This window comes from Drancourtella massiliensis, assembly GCF_016900655.1.
Classification (GTDB): domain Bacteria; phylum Bacillota; class Clostridia; order Lachnospirales; family Lachnospiraceae; genus Sellimonas; species Sellimonas catena.
In genome coordinates, this window is the sequence record NZ_JACJKH010000015.1 from 15,279 (window position 1) to 35,919 (window position 20,641).

18 protein-coding genes and 4 tRNA genes are annotated in these 20,641 nt (G+C 45.3%); 3 read left to right on the forward strand and 19 right to left on the reverse strand.

Annotated elements, in window-relative coordinates:
• On the reverse strand, nt 1-864 hold the full coding sequence (locus tag H6A32_RS09310) for a sce7726 family protein (RefSeq protein ID WP_243424889.1): 864 nt from the start codon (nt 862-864) through the stop codon (nt 1-3).
• Between the two features lie 55 nt (nt 865-919).
• Nucleotides 920-1,624: an ABC transporter ATP-binding protein gene (locus H6A32_RS09315; protein WP_118636799.1), complete on the reverse strand. Its 705-nt coding sequence runs from the start codon at nt 1,622-1,624 to the stop codon at nt 920-922.
• 99 nt (nt 1,625-1,723) lie between these two features.
• Here H6A32_RS09315 and H6A32_RS09320 point away from each other — a divergent pair, with 99 nt between their 5' ends.
• A complete protein-coding gene (locus H6A32_RS09320) occupies nt 1,724-2,221 on the forward strand; it encodes a GNAT family N-acetyltransferase (protein ID WP_204864215.1) in 498 nt (165 codons plus the stop codon).
• A 37-nt stretch (nt 2,222-2,258) separates the two neighbouring features.
• Complete coding sequence (locus tag H6A32_RS09325; RefSeq protein WP_087167738.1) at nt 2,259-3,386, forward strand: DUF362 domain-containing protein; 1,128 nt, start codon at nt 2,259-2,261, stop codon at nt 3,384-3,386.
• A gap of 95 nt (nt 3,387-3,481) precedes the next feature.
• Here H6A32_RS09325 and H6A32_RS09330 read toward each other — a convergent pair whose 3' ends face one another.
• From H6A32_RS09330 to H6A32_RS09405, 16 genes are all read right to left on the reverse strand, one after another.
• Nucleotides 3,482-4,438 carry an SPFH domain-containing protein gene (locus H6A32_RS09330; RefSeq protein ID WP_330620394.1) on the reverse strand — a complete coding sequence of 319 codons (957 nt, stop codon included), beginning with the start codon at nt 4,436-4,438 and terminating at the stop codon, nt 3,482-3,484.
• A 1-nt stretch (nt 4,439) separates the two neighbouring features.
• The gene (locus H6A32_RS09335; protein ID WP_330620393.1) at nt 4,440-4,898 is read right to left on the reverse strand and encodes an NfeD family protein; all 459 of its coding nucleotides are present in this window, start codon (nt 4,896-4,898) and stop codon (nt 4,440-4,442) included.
• 153 nt (nt 4,899-5,051) lie between these two features.
• A complete protein-coding gene (locus tag H6A32_RS09340) occupies nt 5,052-6,410 on the reverse strand; it encodes an MATE family efflux transporter (protein WP_242959032.1) in 1,359 nt (452 codons plus the stop codon).
• Between the two features lie 15 nt (nt 6,411-6,425).
• Complete coding sequence (locus H6A32_RS09345; protein WP_346342265.1) at nt 6,426-8,003, reverse strand: ClC family H(+)/Cl(-) exchange transporter; 1,578 nt, start codon at nt 8,001-8,003, stop codon at nt 6,426-6,428.
• A gap of 151 nt (nt 8,004-8,154) precedes the next feature.
• A complete protein-coding gene (locus tag H6A32_RS09350; RefSeq protein WP_204864216.1) occupies nt 8,155-10,932 on the reverse strand; it encodes an insulinase family protein in 2,778 nt (925 codons plus the stop codon).
• Between the two features lie 12 nt (nt 10,933-10,944).
• Nucleotides 10,945-11,259 carry a thioredoxin family protein gene (locus tag H6A32_RS09355; RefSeq protein ID WP_087253399.1) on the reverse strand — a complete coding sequence of 105 codons (315 nt, stop codon included), beginning with the start codon at nt 11,257-11,259 and terminating at the stop codon, nt 10,945-10,947.
• The gene (locus H6A32_RS09360) at nt 11,260-12,195 is read right to left on the reverse strand and encodes a hypothetical protein (protein WP_087167681.1); all 936 of its coding nucleotides are present in this window, start codon (nt 12,193-12,195) and stop codon (nt 11,260-11,262) included.
• A gap of 10 nt (nt 12,196-12,205) precedes the next feature.
• Nucleotides 12,206-12,970: a LytR/AlgR family response regulator transcription factor gene (locus H6A32_RS09365; RefSeq protein WP_087167682.1), complete on the reverse strand. Its 765-nt coding sequence runs from the start codon at nt 12,968-12,970 to the stop codon at nt 12,206-12,208.
• 3 nt (nt 12,971-12,973) lie between these two features.
• Nucleotides 12,974-13,459 (reverse strand): hypothetical protein, encoded by a 486-nt coding sequence (locus H6A32_RS09370; protein ID WP_204864217.1) that lies wholly within the window; start codon nt 13,457-13,459, stop codon nt 12,974-12,976.
• An 18-nt stretch (nt 13,460-13,477) separates the two neighbouring features.
• Complete coding sequence (locus H6A32_RS09375) at nt 13,478-15,196, reverse strand: ABC transporter ATP-binding protein (RefSeq protein ID WP_204864218.1); 1,719 nt, start codon at nt 15,194-15,196, stop codon at nt 13,478-13,480.
• Nucleotides 15,193-16,923 (reverse strand): ABC transporter ATP-binding protein, encoded by a 1,731-nt coding sequence (locus tag H6A32_RS09380; RefSeq protein WP_204864219.1) that lies wholly within the window; start codon nt 16,921-16,923, stop codon nt 15,193-15,195. Before H6A32_RS09380 ends, H6A32_RS09375 begins: the two co-directional genes overlap by 4 nt.
• A 73-nt stretch (nt 16,924-16,996) precedes the next feature.
• Nucleotides 16,997-17,488 (reverse strand): hypothetical protein, encoded by a 492-nt coding sequence (locus tag H6A32_RS09385; RefSeq protein ID WP_087167686.1) that lies wholly within the window; start codon nt 17,486-17,488, stop codon nt 16,997-16,999.
• A gap of 461 nt (nt 17,489-17,949) precedes the next feature.
• Nucleotides 17,950-18,023: transfer RNA gene (locus H6A32_RS09390), tRNA-Pro, on the reverse strand.
• 4 nt (nt 18,024-18,027) lie between these two features.
• Nucleotides 18,028-18,098: transfer RNA gene (locus H6A32_RS09395), tRNA-Gln, on the reverse strand.
• Between the two features lie 74 nt (nt 18,099-18,172).
• Nucleotides 18,173-18,246, reverse strand: a tRNA-Pro gene (locus tag H6A32_RS09400).
• A 4-nt stretch (nt 18,247-18,250) separates the two neighbouring features.
• Nucleotides 18,251-18,321: transfer RNA gene (locus H6A32_RS09405), tRNA-Gln, on the reverse strand.
• A gap of 148 nt (nt 18,322-18,469) precedes the next feature.
• Between H6A32_RS09405 and H6A32_RS09410 the strand changes: the two genes are divergently transcribed.
• Nucleotides 18,470-19,261: a MerR family transcriptional regulator gene (locus tag H6A32_RS09410; protein WP_087167687.1), complete on the forward strand. Its 792-nt coding sequence runs from the start codon at nt 18,470-18,472 to the stop codon at nt 19,259-19,261.
• A 92-nt stretch (nt 19,262-19,353) separates the two neighbouring features.
• On the opposite strand, the gene H6A32_RS09415 is transcribed toward H6A32_RS09410, so the two are convergent.
• Entirely contained in the window at nt 19,354-20,568 is a 1,215-nt protein-coding gene (locus tag H6A32_RS09415; protein ID WP_087167688.1) for an LL-diaminopimelate aminotransferase, read from the reverse strand.
• Between the last annotated feature and the right edge of the window lie 73 nt (nt 20,569-20,641).

The window sequence follows — 20,641 nt, forward strand, 5'->3', positions numbered from 1 at the left end:
CTACGCACCTCCATATTGACGTTCTAAGAAAATTTCAAGTTTCTGATAATCATCATATGTAAATTCCATAAAATACACCAAAAACTTTAATTCATAAGGGATCTTAACAAATTCCTCTTTTTCTAGTTGCATTCTCTTTTTCAATATTCGCAAAACTTGTAAATATGACTCTTCTATGGGTATCTGCAAAAACATTTTTTTACAAGTAGAATAATATTGGAACTGTGTAACTTCTGGCAAATAACCATATTGCTGTGCAATTATATATTCATATTCACTTTTTCTTAATAACTTAAAAATAATTTCCTTGTCCAAATCACCTGTGTATTTTTGAGGCTTTCGAACTGTACCTAACTTTCCATTTTTTCTTAATACATAAATACCTACCGGTCTATCAATATTATCCAATACTTTTTTCAACTGTTTCAGATTCTTTTCATAAGTGACCACAGCCACATGCTCAAACGCTTTATAATAGTCATCTATCTGAGACTCTAATCTTTCCAGATTATCCAATTCCGTTTTTATCTCATATACAACGGCTTTCCCATTTATTAATATAAAATCTGCTTTAGATTTTGCAATGGCAATTTCCGTTAAGGCTGTTGTCGTATTAACACTGTGCACACCTAAAAGTAATTTGTTCAACAAAGTATTCTTATAAAAATATTCATTCCGATAATTATTTTGTAATTCACAATATATTTCACTTATTAGTTCCCGGTTGTTTTTTTGGTCGGCATTACTTATATAACGTCTTACTACTGACGAATAGGCATTATCTACTTTTCCTTCTATAAAGTGGCGAAGCATATTGCGGGTAAATATTCTATTCAAATTACTTATTTTATTTGTGTTCATCATCTTCGCCTCCTTTCATATCTCGTCTTTATGATTTTCCTAAGATTTAAATTTACATCTACCACTCAATCGTCTCCACAGGAACCGGATGTTCGTTCCTGATCATCTTTGATACTTTTCCATTTTTAATATGAATGACCCTGTCCGCCATCGGCGCAATGGCCGAGTTGTGCGTAATCAGGATCACAGTCACACCCTTCTCCCGGCAGGTATCCTGCAAAAGTTTTAAAATTGCTTTCCCTGTATTATAGTCAAGCGCTCCCGTCGGCTCATCGCAGAGCAGAATCTTCGGATTCTTCGCCAGCGCTCTTGCAATGGAGACTCGCTGCTGCTCACCCCCTGAAAGCTGCGCCGGGAAATTCTTCATGCGGTCGCCCAGTCCGACTTCCCGCAGCACTTCCGCAGCGTCCAGCGGATCCTTGCAGATCTGAAGCGCAAGTTCTACATTTTCCAGTGCGGTCAGGTTCTGAATGAGGTTGTAAAACTGAAATACAAATCCGATATCATCCCTCCGGTAGCCGGTCAGCCGCCGGGCTTTAAATTTCGTGATGTCCGTCCCGTCAATCCACACTTCCCCGCTGGTGGCCGTATCCATCCCGCCCAGAATGTTGAGAACAGTCGTCTTTCCGGCGCCGCTCGGCCCTACAATTACGGCAAACTCGCCCTTTTCAATCTCGAAATCGATCCCGTCCACGGCGCGGATTTCCACTTCTCCCATTTTATAAATTTTGCGTACATCTTTCAATGTTACAAAGCTTGTCATGTGCTGTCTGTCACCTCTAATTTTATCTTGCATCAAATTCTTACTATCTTTATAATAACAGATAAGGGATTGAAAAAACAGTCCGAAGGAGGAATTTTTATGGGAACATTCAGAATGGAACAGGCTGTGACCGATGTCGCTCTGGACAAGATCGCGGCGCTTGCAAATGAAATCTGGCACGAGCATTTTGTCCCAATCATCGGCCTTGAGCAGGTCAACTACATGGTCGGCAGGTTCCAGTCTTATCCGGCCCTGAAAGACCAGGTGAAAGACGGATATGAATATTATCGGATCTTCTGTGATGATGCGTTTGCAGGCTATGCGGGGATTCATCCGGAGAAAGATGCTCTGTTTCTGAGCAAGCTTTATCTTCACAAGGATTTCCGGGGACAGCATCTTGCCACACAGGCTGTGGATTTCTTAAAGAACTACTGCCGTGAGAAAGGGTTTAAAAAGATCTGGCTGACCTGCAACAAGTACAACAGCCATACACTGGACGTTTATCATCATCTTGGTTTTCACGATGTCCGCTCTGAGGTAACCGACATCGGAAACGGTTTTGTGATGGATGATTATATTCTGGAAATGGAAATTTAATTTGAGAGGAAACTATATTTTGGAGGGATACAAAAACATGGAAAAAGCAAAAGTATATTTTTCAGATCTCCGGGCTCTTCCTGGAACAAATCTTCCGGGCAAGCTGAAAAAACTGATCAGAAAAGCCGGCATCGGGGAGATTGATTTTGAGAAGAAAATGACAGCCATCAAGATCCACTTTGGCGAGCCGGGCAATCTTTCCTACCTTCGTCCGAACTGGGCAAAAGCTGTTGCTGATGTCGTAAAGGAGCTTGGCGGACGTCCATTTCTGACAGACTGCAACACCTTATACGTAGGACGCAGAAAAGATGCTCTGGAGCATATCGAAAGTGCCTACGAAAATGGATTTACCCCGTTTTCTACCGGATGTCAGGTCATCATCGCCGACGGACTGAAAGGTACGGACGAGACCTATGTACCTGTGGAGGGCGGTGAGCTTGTGAAAGATGCGAAGATCGGAACTGCCATTATGGATGCGGACGTCTTCATTTCTCTGAATCATTTCAAGGGACATGAGGCAACCGGATTTGGCGGTGCCCTCAAAAATATCGGAATGGGATGCGGTTCCCGTGCCGGAAAGATGGAGATGCACAACAGCGGGAAACCTTCTGTCGATCAGGAACGCTGTGTAGGCTGCCGGACCTGTGCAAAGAACTGTGCCCACGGAGCGATTTCTTTTGATGAAAACCGTCGTGCCTCCATTGACCACAGCAGATGTGTCGGATGCGGCCGTTGCCTCGGATCCTGCAATTTTGATGCCATCTACAACGAGAATTCTTCCGCGGTGAAGGAACTTGATATGAAAATCGCCGAGTATTCCAAGGCGGTTCTGGATGGGCGCCCGAATTTCCATATCAATCTGGTGATCGACATTTCCCCGTACTGCGACTGCCACGGTGAAAACGATGTGCCGATCCTTCCGGATATCGGAATGTTCGCAAGCTTCGACCCGGTTGCGCTGGATCAGGCCTGCGTGGACGCATGCAATGCACAGAATCCGCTTCCTGGAAGCCTTCTTGATGACCGTATGCATGAGGATGGCTTCTGTGACCACCACGATCATTTCGTCAACACAACCCCGGAAGCCGGATGGGAAGATTGTCTCTCCCACGCTGAGAAAATCGGCCTCGGCACCAGATCCTATGAATTGATCACAGTAAAATAAAATAACTTCAGAAAGCAAATCAGAGGCCCGGAGTTTTTCCGGACCTCTGTTTCATTTCTACTTTCTATTCTACTCTGCCAGTGCCGGCTTCTCGATTACTCGCCGACTGTTTTCTCTGTCTCCCCGACTTCTACAAGGGATTTCACCAGACCTGCCACTCCCTGGATTTCGGACGGAATGATGATCTTTGTCGCTCTGCCGTCCGCCGCCTTTTCAAATGCTTCCAGACTCTTTAAGGTCAGGACTGCCTCATCGACGCCGGCTTCCTTCAGGAAACGGAGACCATCTGCGTTAGCCTTCTGGACTTTCAGGATCGCTTCCGCTTCACCTTCTGCCTCTTTGATCATCTTCTCTTTTTCTGCCTCTGCATGAAGGATAGCCGCCTGCTTATCCGCCTCCGCGTTTAAGATTGCGGACTCCTTATTTCCTTCTGCCACAAGAATCGTAGATTTCTTCTCACCCTCTGCACGAAGGATGGCCTCTCTTCTTTCACGTTCCGCTTTCATCTGCTTTTCCATCGCATCCCGGATCGCTGCCGGAGGAATGATATTTTTCAGTTCCACACGGTTCACCTTGATTCCCCACGGGTCTGTGGCGAGGTCAAGCTCCGAGCGCATTTTCGTGTTGATCGTCTCTCTGGATGTCAATGTCTGGTCCAGCTCCAGATCTCCGATGATATTTCGAAGCGTCGTAGCAGTCAGATTTTCAATCGCCATGATCGGATTTGCCACTCCGTAGCAGAACAGCTTCGGATCCGTGATCTGATAAAAGACAACCGTATCAATCTGCATGGTAACGTTATCTTTCGTGATTACCGCCTGCGGCTCAAAATCAACCACCTGTTCTTTTAAATCAATCCGTCTTGCCACACGCTCAATGATCGGAATCTTAAAATGAATTCCAACGCCCCAGGTCGCCTGATATGCGCCGAGACGTTCGACCACAAGTGCCTGTGCCTGATGTACGATCTTAATGCAGGAGATCAGAATCAGTACAATCAGAATCAGTAAAATAATCCCAAGAATACTCATAATCGTGGATGCATTCATCATATTACTTTTCCTCCTTTTCCCTCACAATCAGCTTCACGCCCTCGATCTTCTCGACAACCGCATACTTTCCAGCTTCAATTGTCCCGTCATCTTTCACGCTTCTTGCGGTCCACTCCTGTCCGTCATAGACCGCTGCCCCCGTCTGGTCTGTGTTGCTGATACGCTGTGTCACTTTGACTGTTTTCCCAATCAGACTTTCGTAGTTGGTCTTTTCCCGGTTTCTGTTGACATACCTGAGGGCCCACGGCCTTGTAAAAATCAGCAGGACGATGGAAACGGCCAGAAATATGCCAGTCTGCCATCCGATCCCGGCACCTGTCAAAGACAGGAGAAATGCCGCCGCCGATCCCGCCGCAAACCAGATTGTCGTCAGTCCCACGGTAATCAGTTCGATCACCAGAAGAATCACAACAAGCAAAAGCCAAATAATCCTCATTGTTTCCGGTGTCAGAGCGTCCACATGTCACACCTCCTTACGTCAGATATCCTTCCGGATCCGGAAAGACAGAGATGGTTCTTTTTCAAAACTTTCTCCTCTTTTTCTGATTTTTTAAACTGTTTCAATTTATTATCAGTTTACTAGAGTTCCTGCTGTTTTGCAACCAGAAACAGATCATTCTCCTCTTTTTCCCAGTTTTCTGTAGACAGTCACATACATGGTGGCGAAACATGCCACACCTCCGATCAGATTGGAAACCGGCTCTGCAAGGAATACACCGTTTACACCAAGCCCTCCGATCATCGGGAGGCAGATGGTAAGCGGAATGACAATAATCGCCTTTCTGAGCAGGGAAAAGAACACCGCCTGCTTCGATTTTCCAAGTGCCACAAAGGTAGACTGGCCGGTAAACTGAAGTGCCATCAGAAAGATTCCGAAAAAATATATCCGAAACGCGCCCACCCCTGCTTCAAGCAGCTCCGGTTCACTGTTGAACAGATGAATAAAAAACTGCGGTACGGCAAACAGAACCGCCCAGACCGCGCAGGTAAATACGATACAGCTCGTACCCATAAAACGGATGGCTTTCTTTACTCTTTCGTATTCCCCCGCTCCATAGTTGAATCCGATCACCGGCTGTGCGCCGTTGGTCAGGCCGTTCACCGGCATGGTAATAATTTCCCGGACAGAATTGATTACCGTCATGACTCCGACGTACAGATCCCCTCCATACCGGGAGAGCATGGCATTGCAGACGATCTGTACCGAACCGTTCGTCACCGACATGACAAACCCGGAAAGTCCAAGTCCTGTAATTTCCCGGATCAGTTTCCCCTCCAGTCTCATATCTTTTTTATTCAGCCGGAAAAGAACATGATTCCCTCTCAGAAACCAGAACACGTAGGCTGCCGACACTCCCTGGGAAATTACGGTCGCCGCCGCCGCTCCGTATACGCCCATATGAAATCCGAAAATAAAAACCGGATCCAGCACGATATTCAGGACTGCACCGATCAAAACAGTGAGCATTCCCATCTTTCCAAAGCCCTGGGCGTTGATAAAGTTGTTCATACCAAGACTGATCATCACAAACAGTGTCCCTGTCAGATAAACGGAAAGATACGCCTGTGCATACGGATAGGTCTGGTCGCTGGCACCGAAAAGGTAAAGCATCGGTCTCATGGTGAGATAGCAGAACGCCATCAGGATCACGCCTGTCATCAAAAGCAGCGTAAAGGAATTCCCCATAATTTTCTCAGCCCGTTTTACGTCTCCCGCTCCTCTTGCAATCGAACAAAGCGGAGCACCTCCCATGCCGAACAGATTGGAAAATGCTGTAATCATCGTAATAACCGGAAGCGCAAGCCCGATCCCGGTCAGCGCCTCTGTCGACGCATCCGGAAGATGTCCGATATAAATCCTGTCTACCACACTGTAAAGCACGTTGACAAGCTGGGCCACTGTCATAGGGACAGCCAGACTCCATATATTCTTTGCCACGCTTCCTTTACTGAAATCATTTTTTGTATCCAAATTTCATCGCCTCTTTTACTCGTTTCTGCACAACTGCTTCATCTGGTCACACACTTCGCCGTTGTGCGCTTCGTCGGTCATTGTGATAATAACATCCCCGGTCTGAATCTTTGTTTTTCCTTTCGGGATCAGTTCTTTCTCACCCCGCCGGATCGATACAAGCAGGCACGCTTTTGGCCAGCTGACCTCTTTTACCATGCATCCGGCAACAGGAGAACCTTCTGCCACCGCATAATAATCCAGTACCTTTTCTCCTCCTTCTTCCGGCATCTGCCCGTTTTGCCCTTTCAGAAGTCCTGCAAGAAGACTTTCATAAATCGGCTCTGACTTTAACATCATGGCCGTTATGTATGCAATGACCGTGACAACAGACAGGGAAAGCATCTGGCTCAACGATCCTGTCAGCTCAAAAATCAGAATGATTCCGGTCATCGGGGCGCGTACCACCGCCGTAAAAAATCCCGCCATTGCAAGCAGAATGAAATTGTTGATATATTCTGCCGGAACGCCGAACATTTCATTGCATACTGTCCCGAAAACGCATCCTGCAAACGCGCCGAGCACCAGCATCGGGAAAAAGATCCCGCCCGGGACCCCGGAGCCGAAACTGACTGCTGAAAATAAAAACCTTAAAACGAACAGCACAATCAACGTCTGCAGCACCATTCTCTCATGCGTCATCGTATCGATCAGGCTGTGTCCGTTTCCCAGAATCTCCGGTACCGTAAATCCGAGAATCCCGGCAGCCAGGAACGGGAACACTGCTTTCCCGACCGGTCCCAGAAACGCAGCCTTCTTATAGAGGCTCTGGACTTTCAAAGTAAACCAGTTATAAAACACACCGAAGACTCCTAAGACCAGTCCCATGACAATGAGCAGTCCGTAATATCTCTGAGGCAGATTCCCTGCAATGTCAAACTGAAACACCGGATCCATCCCCAGAACATGAGATGTCATATAGTCGGCAACAACCGCCGAGGTCATGGCAGAAATAAACACCGGCGCCGTGAAGTTTTTATGAATCTCTTCCATGGTAAACATGACGCCTGCAAGAGGAGCCTGAAATGCCGCCGCCATTCCCGCACTGGCGCCGCAGGTCAAAAGGAATTTTTCCTCCGTCTTTCCACGTTTTAAAACACGGGAGATCCCTTTTCCCGCCATAGCTCCAAGCTGAATGGACGGGCCCTCCCGACCAAGGGCAAGTCCGCCGAACATTCCCAGAAAGCCGCCCAGAAATTTCGCCGGAAGAATCCGGTACCACCGCTGTTCCAGCTTTCCTTCCATCTCACCTTTTAACTGCGGGATACCGCTGCCCGAAATCATCGGCTCCCACCGGACAAGAAGGCCGGTCACAACCGCCATCAGAAGAAGCACTCCGATCCAAAGCGCCGACCGGAGCGGATCTCCTTTGCACATCTCCAGGATCTGACGCATCCATGTCCCCGCATAGTTCAGGCAGATCCGGTACAAAAGCACAATGCCTCCGGCAACGGCTCCCACCAGAATTCCTTCCCCGATCATAATAACCGGGAAATCCGCAGATCTGCGAATCGTATAAGATATATCTTTCTTTTCTCTCATCGTTTCACCCATTTCTTTAGATTAATTCTCTCACAGTTTTCAGTATAGCACAAAAGCAGGGAAGCCGGTCATTTGATTTTGACCGGCTTCTTCCATGATTCGGTGAATTTCTCCCAGATATTCTTATTCTCCTTCTCCATCTTTATCATTTCTCTATTAAGATTTACTCCATCAGTACTGTTACATTGTCAAATTGGTCGGCTGTCTCTTCAATCTTCGTTCTGTTTCCAAGAACACAGACAATTCCCTCTTTGGCAAAGCTCTCCATCGTCTGATACCTGTTTTTCAAATCTTCTTCCGATGCTTTTAACACCCCTTCTCTGATCTTTGCTCTGGTCTGTGGCTCTTCCTGCCTCAGATACCAGGAATCCATTCGTTTTGCCTGTACATATGTTTTAGAAGTCCGGTCATATCCGGCAACTGCACCAATCTTATAATTCAGAAGTTCCTGCTCTCCTAATTCAAGATTTTTCAACCACCCTGAAGCGCTTTGGAAGACTTCTATCGTCCTTTTTACGTTCGGATCTCGATAGGAGCTCATAATCCAGCTTTGATTTGGGAGTACAGACATCCGGCATCCGTAGGCCCCTCCTTCAGCGCGGATTTTGGCCCACAGATAATCAAAGCTCACCATTCTGCCAAGAAGATAATCCTCACCGGTATATTCCCCGATTCCTCCAAGCGCAACATAGGATACCTCCGACGGAATAATGAATGCCTCTGATTTCCCGGGAAGCAATTTATCCTGATACCACCCGGGATCCCCTTTTCTTTCACTACCGACGAACCTCGAAGCTGCTATCAACTTACGGAAACCGGTATAAGATTTCTCTGTGCCTGTAAAGCTCATCACCAGATTAGACTTACTGCAAAGCTTCTTCTGAATTTTCTTAAGCTCCCGGATAATCTGCCCCTGATCCACGTCAAAGTTCTTTAGAAGTTTTCCCAAGAACTGATAATAGCGAATTCCGTTATAACGTTCCCTTGCCGCTCCTTCCGGCATATAGTGTGCTGCCACGCGGCCAGATGCATAACTGTCTCCGCTGGTAACAAATCCCCTCTCCAGTTCCATCCGGCTCTGCCTGATCCTTTTCAGAATAATCTCCGGATGCTCCAGAATGGTGTCATACAGCAACTCTTCTCCCAGTTTTACCGCTCTTGGAAGATTCTGTTCCAGACAGCTTACATCCATCACAAATTTAAGCCTGACATGCCGGATATCATCTGCATTGGTGTACGCTTCCAGATAAGTCCTTACATTTCCAAGCCACATATTTTTCTCAATCACTAATTCTTCCAGACTGTGTATTCTTGTAGGAAGACTTCCCAGAAGTTCGGAAAACAGCTTGGCATAAGGAACTTCCTCCGGTTCCAGCTCACTGATATCAAAATAGCAGCTTTGATATGCCACTCCTTTTGAAGGGATCTCCTGCTTCAGATATGTAACCCCCTCCTCTTCCTCTACCCTTGTAAGCGGCTCCTCTTTCTTTTGAAACAGGTCATCCACAGACAGCGCCGGCAGATCTTCTGTCTCTTCTTTTTGCTTCTTCTCTTCGACCTTTTCAAGAGGTTCCAGAAAAACCTCTGCCTCATAATCATTTTCCAGGAAGGTTTCTCTTAGAAGTGCTTCAAAGTATCTTTCCTTTACAAGGGTCCTCATCTTTCTGTATGTTTCTTCAAATTCTATCATCTCGCAAGGTCCGGTTCCCTGTGCCCATCCTCCGGCAATATCCAGTACACATTCTATTCCCTCCGGCTGGTTTCCGCCTTTTTCCCTCATCCAAAATTCCAGACGGTTAATTGCCGAAATCAATACTTCTTCTTTGATTCCTTCTCTGCAAAGTCTGTCCGCCTGTTCCTTGATAACCGTTTTCAACTGGCCGGCAGTTTCTTTGTCCGTATTCTTTATTTTAATGGCAAGATAGGGTTGTCTGATACCATCCATAATAAAATACTGAATTTCCGGGATTCCAAGACTCTGAATAAGCCCTTTTTTCATCGGTGCTTCGTCTTCCCCCATAATCGCCTGCATAAGAATATAGACTGCATTCATACGTTCCCGGTTGTCAAAATCTCCCAGACTATAGGTGCATGACGCAAACACCCCCTGATCACCGAACTTATCCTTGTCATACAGCTTTTTTCGGATTCCCTTTACAGGTTTCTGTCTCATGACCGGCTTCGCAGGTTCTGAGCGTTTCATTTTTCCCAGATAAGCTTTATCAATATACTCAAACAGTTGTTCCGTATTCATTCTTCCATATAGAACAATACAGCAGTTGGACGCATTATAAAACGTCCTGTAATATTCCAGAAATTCCTCATAAGATAGAGCAGGAATCGTATCCGGAAATCCTCCGGATACAAAACGGTAAGCCGTTTCCGGAAACATTGCTTTAGATATTTCATCCTCTAATATGCTGTCCAGGGATGAAAAGACACCTTTCATCTCATTATAAACAACGCCATTAATCTCCGGAGTTTTTCCGTCTTCGCACTGAAAATGCCAGCCCTCCTGTTCAAAGATCTCTTTATCCGTAAGAACATTCGGACAAAATACCGCGTTTAAATAAACATCCGCCAGATTCATAAAATCCTTTTCATTCTCTGTACAAAAGGGATATACTGTATGATCCGGATACGTAATTGCATTTACGAATTCTGCCATGGAATGTTTCATCAGATTGACGAACGTATCTTTATCCGGATATTTGCGGGAACCGTTCAGCACAGAATGCTCCAGAATATGAAAAACTCCCGTGCTGTCCTTTGGTATGGTCCGAAATCCAATCAAAAAGCTCTTTTTAACGTCCTGATTGTCTATGACGATAACCTGCGCCCCGGTTGACAGGTGCTCCATCTGAATAATATCTCCCTCAACCTCCCGCACATACTTCTTTTCTTTAACTTCAAATCCATAGATTTTTTCCCCGATTTCCATATCCATTCCCTCTTAATACATGAATTCTGTGATCTTCTTTTTTATCTCTTCCACTTCCATCACACCTACGTTTTCATACTTCTTTTCACCGTCTTTGTAGAATTGAACGGTTGGAACACCAAAAATACGATTCTCTTTGGCAAGCTTCGGATAATCTGTAGTATTCACTTTGACGATATGGATAAACGGAAGTTCCGCGTCTAACTCTTCTAAAATACGTGAAAAGGCTTTACAGGGTACGCACGTTGTGGAAAAGAAATCCACGATCACAAATCCTTCCTTAATCTGTTCCTTAAAACTCTCATCATCCGCATATTGAATTGCCATCTACTTTTCCTCCTTAAAAAAATTCTCTGTCACATATTCTTTTACCTTATTGTAATAATAATTTACATAAAATAAAATTTCCGAATATTCATAAGTATTGATTTTTTCTGCATTTTCTTTCGTTTCATGCCAGAATTTCACGTACTCATCTATATCGTCCCGGTATTGCTCCATCGTATATCCAACGCCGCTTTTTTCTGCGTATTCCCGCCCCAGAAGGTAGCCGCAGAGTCTGTCCCATGAATCGTTCTGCACGCTTGCGAATAATTCATAATAGCTTGAGAACGGCATCTTTCCTTCAAATTCCTCTGGCGTCATGGTTTCCAGATTCAACCCCTGTTCTTTGGAAATTGTCTTCAATCTCTTAATTTCATGATCTGTCATTTCTTTCCAGTCCGCCTTCTTAAGATCAAACGTACTGGCCTCAAAAACTTTGTCTATCACATATTGGACTGCTTCGTATCCCTCGTTTTTTGCAATCTTCTTTTTCTGTTCCCGGATCAGACGAGCCTCATATTGTTCTATATTGCTCACTCCTTCAATTCCAAGAGCTTCTATCATCCCGTCCGTGATCACAGGAATCTTTTTTTGCTGAATGGAACGAACCGTTACAGTCACTTTCTCTCCGTCGATGTCCAGCTCACTGGCCGTCCCTTTTTTCAGCCCGATGCACATCGTTTCCAGCTTCTTGTGAAAGAACCCCTGTCCTACCATAATTTTCACGTTCTCTCTGTTAAAAAACGGATTTGCCGATTCCATATCGCATACAATAAGTGCTCCGTCCGTAACTTCCCCCGCTTCTTCCCATGTGCTGTTCTTGTTTTTTATAAAATCTATTTCTTTCTTGTACGCCTTCTCATCAAGCTTGAATACTTTCTTGTACATACTGATATCCACCTGATCATATTCGACAAACGATAAAACTTTTGACTTCATCTTTCTCCTCCTAAAGCGTAAGCTTCGCATATTTACTTTTTAGCAGTTGGAGTACTTCCTTATATTTCTCGCGACTCACCATAACTTCCCCTGCATATCCATCGAAAATCAGCGCAAAATTTTTCGATTCATTATCCGCCCGAACATAAGATACTTTGGAAAGATTCACGATAAATGACTGATAGCACCGGTAAAAATTATAACCTTCCAGAATCTGTTCCAATTCATTCATGGAATATCCGGCAAGGACCATCTCTTTTCCGTCCACCATCACCATCTTGTTCTTTCGGTCCGTCCGTTCGATAAAAAGAACCTTATCAATATTCACGAGCTGATATCCGTTTCTCGTCTTGATCATCATAGAACGGTTCACAGATAACCGTTTGTATTGGAGCAGCTCAAACAAATACTGCAGCCGCTTAACCACACGCTGAAGCACACGGTTATCGAACGGAAGCCGAAAATATTCATCGCAGCAGCAGTCAAATACCTGCCCTGCCTCTAACTTTTCTTCTGAATACAACACCACCAAGACATCCGGCTTTATCTGGGACAGATTGTATGCCAGAAAGGAGCCGTCCCCGCTATATCTTGGATTTCCTGTTTTTATGTTGATAAACACCGCGTCCACATCGTTCAGACAGATATATTTATTGGCTTCATTGATTCCGTCAAAGGTATGCACAATGTCAAATACATTATAAAACGCCAGTAATTCTTTCAGTTCTGTACACAATGTTTCATCACTTTCTACCAAAACAAGCTTCATTTTCATCAATCAATTCTCCTGACCAAATTCTTCAAACGCTTTTTCTAATGCCTCCACATCACCTTCATAATAGGTTGATAAAAGTGCAAAAGGACCATTTTTCTTCGGCATAATAATCGTACCGGCTCCATATAAATTGATTTCGCCTTTTGTCCTGAGACTCTCATATGCCTGATACTCGTCAGATTCCGGATCCAGATTTTCCAGATCCCACCAGTATATTTCGGCTCCGTCATATTTTAGTGCGAGCGTACACAGGCCTTCCGCACTGAGCGTCACTTTCGTGTCCGCATGGATCAGCCCCTTCTCCTCCAGAAATGAGACAAGTTCATCCACTGTCTTATTCCAGACAGGTATTTCTTTATCCTCTTCTTCAGGCACAGCCGCTTCTTCCTCTTTTGGAGGCATAAAGTCTTTAGACGACGCCACATATCCTACCATCCCACAAAACAGTAATACGAAAAGCAGGGAAGACACAATCGTAAATTTTTTCATAATCATTCCTTCTTTCTTTTAAGATGCCTCCGCAGACTGCAGATATTCCTGATAAGTCCTGCTTACGGCAAGTACTTCTTCATGGGTTCCGCAAGCTTCAAGGCGTCCGTGACGCATAACAACCAGATAGTCTGCTTCTGCAATCTCGCGCATATCATGGGCAATGAAAACAATCGTATTGCCTTCCATCTTTTTCCCGATACTATGAAAGATTTTCATATACGTGTCATGATCCAGACTCGCCCCTGCCTCGTCAAGAATCAGATAATCCGGCTTCGCAATCAATGCCCTGGCAATGGCTATTCTCTGTTTCTGACCGCTTGACAAACGGTTTCCTGCCTCTCCAAGAGTTGTATCATATCCGTTGGGAAGCGCATCTATAAAAGAATCCGCTCTGGCTTCTTCCGCTGCTTTTTTCATCTCTTTCTCCGTCGTTTCTCCCTCTGCACCATACAGAATGTTATCCCGGATTGTACCTGACATCAGCGGATTGTTCTGGAGTACATAGCCAAATTTTTTATGACATTCCCGGGGACTCGTTTCGCTTATTTTGTTTCCTCCAACCCATATTTCTCCCGAATCAGGTTGGTAGAATCCCTGTATCAGTTTCATGACTGTAGATTTTCCGGAACCATTATCGCCGATCACTGCCGTTGTCTTTCCTCCCGGAATGCAAACGGAAAAGTCATGAAGGATTTCTTTTTCGTTCCCGTATCCAAAGTTCACGTTTTTGAATACAATATCTTTGTTCCCTGATTCTGTCCAGGAATTACCTTTTTCTGTATGTTCCTCTTCCATATCAAGAATATCCCCGACATGGACAAGTGCGCCTTTTGAGCCCATCACGTTCTGCCACACCGTCAAAAGCTCCGCCATATAAAGATTCACCTGCGTCATATAGGTGCTGAACATATTAATCCCTGTTGATTCCATTTTCCCGGCGTTAATCAATCTGGAACCGCCCACTGCCATTACAACAGTCGTAAGAAGCGAATAAAGGGAATTGGCCAGAACCTGAATCTGCTCCATGAAAGCATAGTATATATCTGCCTTATACCGTGAATCGATTGCCGCATATCCGCTTTCCAGCTCTTTTTCTTCCATTACCTGCGCTTTTACATATTTCCCGGCCGACAGGTGTTCGGAGAAAAATGTGGTCATTTCATTCAACGCCGCATAGCGCTTTTTCATTATAGTAAACTGCAGCCTGCCGACGATGATAAACATTGCCACCGCAACCGGTATGCAGATCAAAAGGTATGCTGTGAGAGGCGAATTGTATTGATACAAGATCATACAGGCGCGGACAAATCCGAATAACGACGCAGCTCCTGAGAATATTCCGCTGATCACCAGAGTTGCCTGAGTTACGTCGTTCGTAACGGCCGACACCAGCGAGGACGGCTGTTCCTTTTCGAACTGATCCATCGGAAGATGCAGGATCTTCCTCCACATCGAAAGCCTTACCCGCAGGATCACTTTTTGATTGGCATACTCTTGCACAAGCGGCCGCAAAAATCCCAGCAACGCATTAAAAATCGTAAAAAACACATAGCCTAAAATAACAGAATTATATAGTTCCCCCTTGTTCACACGGACCAGATACTCCGATACTCTCATTCCGATCTCGGCATAAACCACGCCGCTTCCGAATGCAATCAGGTAGAGCCACCAGGGGATCGAAAGCCTTCTGTAAAAGTTCAGAAAAAACGATATTACATGTTTGTTGTTTTTCATCTGCCCTGTCCCTCACTTCCTATTAATTCTCGGTAATATGTATTCTCGGCATATACTTCCTCCGGTTCTCCCTGACAGATAATCCTTCCGTTATGCATTACTATGATATAATCTGCTTTCTGTACGGTCTGTCTGTCGTGGGCAACCATAAGCACGGTTTTACCTTCCATATGCCGTTTCACACTCTTCCATACCTGATCTTTTCCCCGGATGTCCATAGCCGCGGTCGCCTCATCCATAAACAGATAATCCGATTGTTTTAGAAGCGCCCTCGCAAAAGCAATCCGCTGTTTCTGTCCGCCGGAAAGTTTGTCGCCCTGCTCGCCTACATCCGTCTGGAAGCCCTCCGGCTGTTCCCTGATAAAATCCATGATTTCTGCGTCCGTACATGCTTTTTCCAGTTCTTCATCCGTCACCTCTCTTTTAATGCCGAACAGGATATTGTCGCGGATCGTTCCCGCAAACAATGTACTTTCCTGTGTTATGTATGAAATCTCGCTTCGGAAGCTCTTGAGCGAATACCGTGCGGTATCTTTGCCCCCAAATAAAATCTTGCCTCCCGAAACCGGATACATACGTTCCACCAGATTCAGAAGGGTCGTCTTTCCGCTTCCTGACGGTCCGATAAGCGCCGTCACGCGCCCTGCAGGGATCTTCAGATTGAGTTTATCGAATATAAGTTTCTCTTCATAAGAAAAATCAACCTCTTTTAATTCAATATCGCCGCTGAGACGTTCCACATGCTCGCCGGCTTCTACGTCTTCTTCCATTTCTTCCATAATCTGAGCTACTCTTCTGGTCGCTCCCTGGGAACCCTTGAAGGTTGTCCAATATACACAGTACGTGCTGAGCTGATTAACGATATTCACCGCGAATCCATAATAGGCAATCCATTGGGTAAGAGTCAATGCGCCGGATGAATAAAAGCTTCGGCCTACCATCACGATCACAATAAACTGCATAGCTCCCACCAATGCATACATCGGAGTTGCGAATCCCAGCCACGCATTCAGAATCGAACTTTTATAGAACCCGTTCATCTTCTCCCGCCCTGTCTGAAGTTCTTTTTCTTCTTTTCCGTAAGATTTGACGAGAAGAAGATTATTGGTTTTTTCTGCAATCGTCTGTGTCAGCTCTGCATTTTTTTGATTTACCAGATCCAGCACTCCGAACTTCATCTTTCCCATGACGAATGCAATGACTAAATTCAGCGGAAGAACCGCGATCAGAGCAATCATCAGCTTCTGGTCGTAGGATCCGATTTTTCCCAGCGTAATGACCAGCGTATATGCGGAAGTGAGAATCGCAACAAATACTTGCATGATTAACTGACTGATTGCCGTGATATCCGTTGTAATACGGGAAATCATTTCTTTGGGCTTATTTTTTTCGTAATATCGAAGCGGCAGCCTGACGGTCTTACTCCAGATCATTTTCCTGATATTACGGTCAATTCGCGCAACACACAAGTTACTCATAATCTTGCTGACCGAATTGATCAGCTGGGATAGTAATGTAAAAGCCAAAAACGGAAGAATCACGGTACCAAAATTCACATTCCCGGCAAATAATTCGGCCGTGTATTCCGTTACGCTGATTCCTACATTGCTAAGAAGAGCTGTAATGGCAATATATGCAAGAATCCACAGATAAGGAAGTCTTGCCTTCTGCAGCATGCGGAAGAAGCGTCCCATGCTGCCCCTGTCTTTTCCAAAAACCCGTTCCATATTGTTTCCCTACCTTTTCTTAATTTCAGAGCATTGGTACTAGAATATAAATAGTGCAAATCACATTGAACTGTTATTCGTTTTCTATCATTTCAAACACTTTAACCGCATCCTGTTTCTTTTCATAATCCTCTGAAAATGCAATTGCGTAAGTTCCGTTTACCGCTTCCGTCTCAAGGACCGCAGCGCCTCCGGCAAGGACTATCGTTCCTTGGTTGGCAGCCATAGACTCATAGTTTTCATATAGATCCGTCTTGTTTTCCGGATCCCACCAGAACAGCCAGAGTCCATCATAATCATATGCTTTATCCGCCACTTTCGTCTCAGTAAACTGTCCATTCGTATTGTCTGTGAGATATCCTGGTGTTTCATTGATATCTACCGGTTCGCAGTCCTCCAAAATGAGTCCTTCCTGCTCAAAATAATCCACCATATCTTCGTATGGAGAAGTGGACGCATTCACTTCAATTTTTTCTTCTTTCGACGTACATCCCGCCATCATTCCGCATACAGTTGCTGTTACAATGGCAGCTGCCACAATCTTCTTCATCCTTTTTGTGCTCATCTCATCAATCTCCTTTTATAAAAATTTTACAATCAAGTTTCTTTATTTTTACAATAAAATCAGCAGTTTAACAAGAAGGTTATCCTATTTTGTCCTTCATTTCGCTCATAGTGTCTTTTTATCTCTCATCTCAGTTATTTTCACTTCCGCCTCCTGCTCTGTCTGATAAGCTCTTTTAGGAGATCTTTAAAAAGTCATTCATCAAAAAACTCCCCTGCCCGTCTACAGGCAAAGGGAGTTTTTTAACTGGCGCCGCATTGATTTAAGAACCGTACTATACTCATGCCAGAGCCACGAGTACGGACCGGATGCAGCCCTTTCCGACTGGATCATTCTTTTTAAAAATTACTTCATTGGATAAGTATTGACAAAACCTTTTTAGAAATTCAGTTATATTTTCGCAAAAAATAAAAACACCGTAAAACCCTGATATTAAGGCTTTACGGTATCTAATAAAAAAATCGGAGTGACAGGATTTGAACCTGCGGCCTCTACGTCCCGAACGTAGCGCTCTACCAAGCTGAGCCACACTCCGAAAGCTACGGATAGAGGACTCGAACCTCTACTAACAGAGTCAGAGTCTGCTGTGCTGCCATTACACCAATCCGCATCGCTGCTTTCTGTCTTTCAAAGCGTTTTTAATATATGTTGTTTTCATCGGCAAAAATTGAGTTTTTCCGGTGATCGGAGTGACAGGATTTGAACCTGCGGCCTCTACGTCCCGAACGTAGCGCTCTACCAAGCTGAGCCACACTCCGATAACTACGGATAGAGGACTCGAACCTCTACTAACAGAGTCAGAGTCTGCTGTGCTGCCATTACACCAATCCGCATCAGCATTTGCCGTGTCACTGTTTTATCAGCGAACAAGACTATTATATCAAAAAAATTTTGATTGTCAACACTTTTTTTCATTTTCTCTTCCACCTTCTTCCAAACCCTGATATAATACGAACAACAATGGTTTTTCAGGAGGCGCTTATGAAACAGTATTTTAAAATCGGAGAAATCTCAAAGCTGTATCAGATCAGTGTGGACACACTGCGTTACTATGAGGAGCTTGGTCTCCTGACACCGAAGCGCGGTGAAAACGGATACCGCCTCTATCGTCTCAATGATATCTGGCGTCTGAATGTGATCCGGGATCTTAGGGGGCTTGGATTTCCCATGGAGCGGATCCGGGAATATTTAAATGACCGGAGTATTCATACGACGGAACAGCTGCTCCGGGATGAGCTGGATGCGATCCGCCTGAAAATCACAGACCTTACGAAGCTTCAGTCTAATGTGCAGGAGCGCCTTGCAACGATCCGGAAGGCGGAGGATCAGCCTCTTGAGACCGTCACGGAAAAATGGCTTCCGGCGCGGTCCTGCCATATTCTTCACTCTGGTTATCAGAAGGACGAAGAGATGGATGTACTGATGAAACAGCTGTTTAACCAGTCCCAGGACACTCTCTATATTATCGGCAGCAATCATATCGGTTCTTTGCTGCCTGCCGCATCTGCCAGGGAAGGAAATTACACTGGCTACGAGGGAGTATTTCTCATTGCCGAGGACGGTCCGGATACCTTGCCGGAAGGACGTTATCTTTCCTACAGCTACCATGGAAGCACCGTCCACAATGCCGAAGGCATCCCGAAACTGCTCTCCTACGCCCAGGAGCATGGACTTACGGCCGGGCCATGGTTTCTTGAGCTGCTCTGGGTTGATATCCATCAGTCTGCGGACCCGGATGAACACATCACAGAACTTCAGCTTCTTGTCACCTGAAAGGACATCCCCGTTTTTCGGAGATGTCCTTTTTTGATGCTTTTATTTTTCACCTGATTCTTTCGGCCTGCTTTTTCGCTTTCCGGAGCGTCCTACAGATTTTTGATCCTCTCTACTGCCGCCTTTGTATTTTCGTAAGTACCGAATGCAGTCAGACGGAAATATCCTTCTCCGCTTGGTCCGAATCCGGATCCCGGTGTTCCTACAACGCCTGCCTGTGCAAGCAGATAATCAAAGAACTCCCAGGACGTCATGTTGTCCGGTGTCTTCAGCCAGATATACGGCGAATTTACGCCTCCGGATACAGTATAGCCTGCGTCTTTCAGCCCGTCATAGATTGTCTTTGCGTTTCTCATGTAGTAGGCAATCTGCTCTTTTAACTGTGCTTTTCCTGCCTCGGAATACACTGCTTCTCCTGCTTTCTGTACGATGTACGGAGCCCCGTTGTACTTGGTTCCGTGACGTCTTGCCCAAAGGGAGTGAAGCATCACGTCGCCGCATTTGAGATCCTTCGGGATCACTGTTGCGCCGAGACGCACTCCTGTAAATCCGGCATTTTTGGAAAAGCTGCGAAGCTCGATGGCACAGGTTCTTGCGCCTTCACACTCGTAAATCGTGTGCGGTACGTTTTCCTCGGAAATATATGCCTCGTATGCTGCATCATAAATGATGACGGATCCGTTTTTATTTGCGTAATCTACCCACACCTGAAGCTGGTCTTTTGTGATGGCAGATCCTGTCGGATTGTTCGGGAAGCACAGATAAATCAGATCCGGCACTTCCTTTGGAAGCTCCGGCACAAATCCGTTTTCTGCCGTACACGGCATGTAGATCACATCGCTCCAGATTTCGGACTTCGGATCATAGGTACCGGTACGTCCTGCCATGACGTTCGTATCCACATATACCGGGTATACCGGATCGCAGACAGCGATTTTATTGTCCTGGTCAAAGATCTCCTGAATGTTTCCGGAATCTCCCTTTGCTCCGTCGGAGATAAAGATTTCGTCTGCGTAGATCTCACAGCCTCTTGCCTCATAATCATTCTTTGCCATTGCACTTCTCAGGAACTCGTATCCAAGATCCGGGGCATATCCGTGGAATGTCTCTGCGTGCGCCATTTCATCCACCGCGCTGTGAAGCGCATCGATAATCGCCGGTGCCAGCGGCTGTGTCACGTCACCGATTCCAAGCCGAATGATAGATTTGTCCGGATTTGCTTCGGTATATGCCGCTACCTTTTTTGCAATATTTGAAAAGAGATAGCTTCCTGGAAGTTTCAGATAATTTTCATTAATTTTAAACATACCCTGTCTCCTTCTCTTTATTTCTTTAGTGTATTAAACTCATGCCGCGTCTATCATAACACATTTCACGAAA

What these genes read in the sequence shown, in the direction of transcription:
- H6A32_RS09310 (WP_243424889.1), bottom strand. Translation starts at nt 864, where the DNA reads ATGATGAACACAAATAAAATAAGTAATTTGAATAGAATATTTACCCGC.
- H6A32_RS09315 (WP_118636799.1), bottom strand. Translation starts at nt 1,624, where the DNA reads ATGACAAGCTTTGTAACATTGAAAGATGTACGCAAAATTTATAAAATG.
- H6A32_RS09320 (WP_204864215.1), top strand. Translation starts at nt 1,724, where the DNA reads ATGGGAACATTCAGAATGGAACAGGCTGTGACCGATGTCGCTCTGGAC.
- H6A32_RS09325 (WP_087167738.1), top strand. Translation starts at nt 2,259, where the DNA reads ATGGAAAAAGCAAAAGTATATTTTTCAGATCTCCGGGCTCTTCCTGGA.
- H6A32_RS09330 (WP_330620394.1), bottom strand. Translation starts at nt 4,438, where the DNA reads ATGATGAATGCATCCACGATTATGAGTATTCTTGGGATTATTTTACTG.
- H6A32_RS09345 (WP_346342265.1), bottom strand. Translation starts at nt 8,003, where the DNA reads ATGGGTGAAACGATGAGAGAAAAGAAAGATATATCTTATACGATTCGC.
- H6A32_RS09350 (WP_204864216.1), bottom strand. Translation starts at nt 10,932, where the DNA reads ATGGAAATCGGGGAAAAAATCTATGGATTTGAAGTTAAAGAAAAGAAG.
- H6A32_RS09355 (WP_087253399.1), bottom strand. Translation starts at nt 11,259, where the DNA reads ATGGCAATTCAATATGCGGATGATGAGAGTTTTAAGGAACAGATTAAG.
- H6A32_RS09360 (WP_087167681.1), bottom strand. Translation starts at nt 12,195, where the DNA reads ATGAAGTCAAAAGTTTTATCGTTTGTCGAATATGATCAGGTGGATATC.
- H6A32_RS09365 (WP_087167682.1), bottom strand. Translation starts at nt 12,970, where the DNA reads ATGAAAATGAAGCTTGTTTTGGTAGAAAGTGATGAAACATTGTGTACA.
- H6A32_RS09370 (WP_204864217.1), bottom strand. Translation starts at nt 13,459, where the DNA reads ATGAAAAAATTTACGATTGTGTCTTCCCTGCTTTTCGTATTACTGTTT.
- H6A32_RS09375 (WP_204864218.1), bottom strand. Translation starts at nt 15,196, where the DNA reads ATGAAAAACAACAAACATGTAATATCGTTTTTTCTGAACTTTTACAGA.
- H6A32_RS09380 (WP_204864219.1), bottom strand. Translation starts at nt 16,923, where the DNA reads ATGGAACGGGTTTTTGGAAAAGACAGGGGCAGCATGGGACGCTTCTTC.
- H6A32_RS09385 (WP_087167686.1), bottom strand. Translation starts at nt 17,488, where the DNA reads ATGAGCACAAAAAGGATGAAGAAGATTGTGGCAGCTGCCATTGTAACA.
- H6A32_RS09410 (WP_087167687.1), top strand. Translation starts at nt 18,470, where the DNA reads ATGAAACAGTATTTTAAAATCGGAGAAATCTCAAAGCTGTATCAGATC.
- H6A32_RS09415 (WP_087167688.1), bottom strand. Translation starts at nt 20,568, where the DNA reads ATGTTTAAAATTAATGAAAATTATCTGAAACTTCCAGGAAGCTATCTC.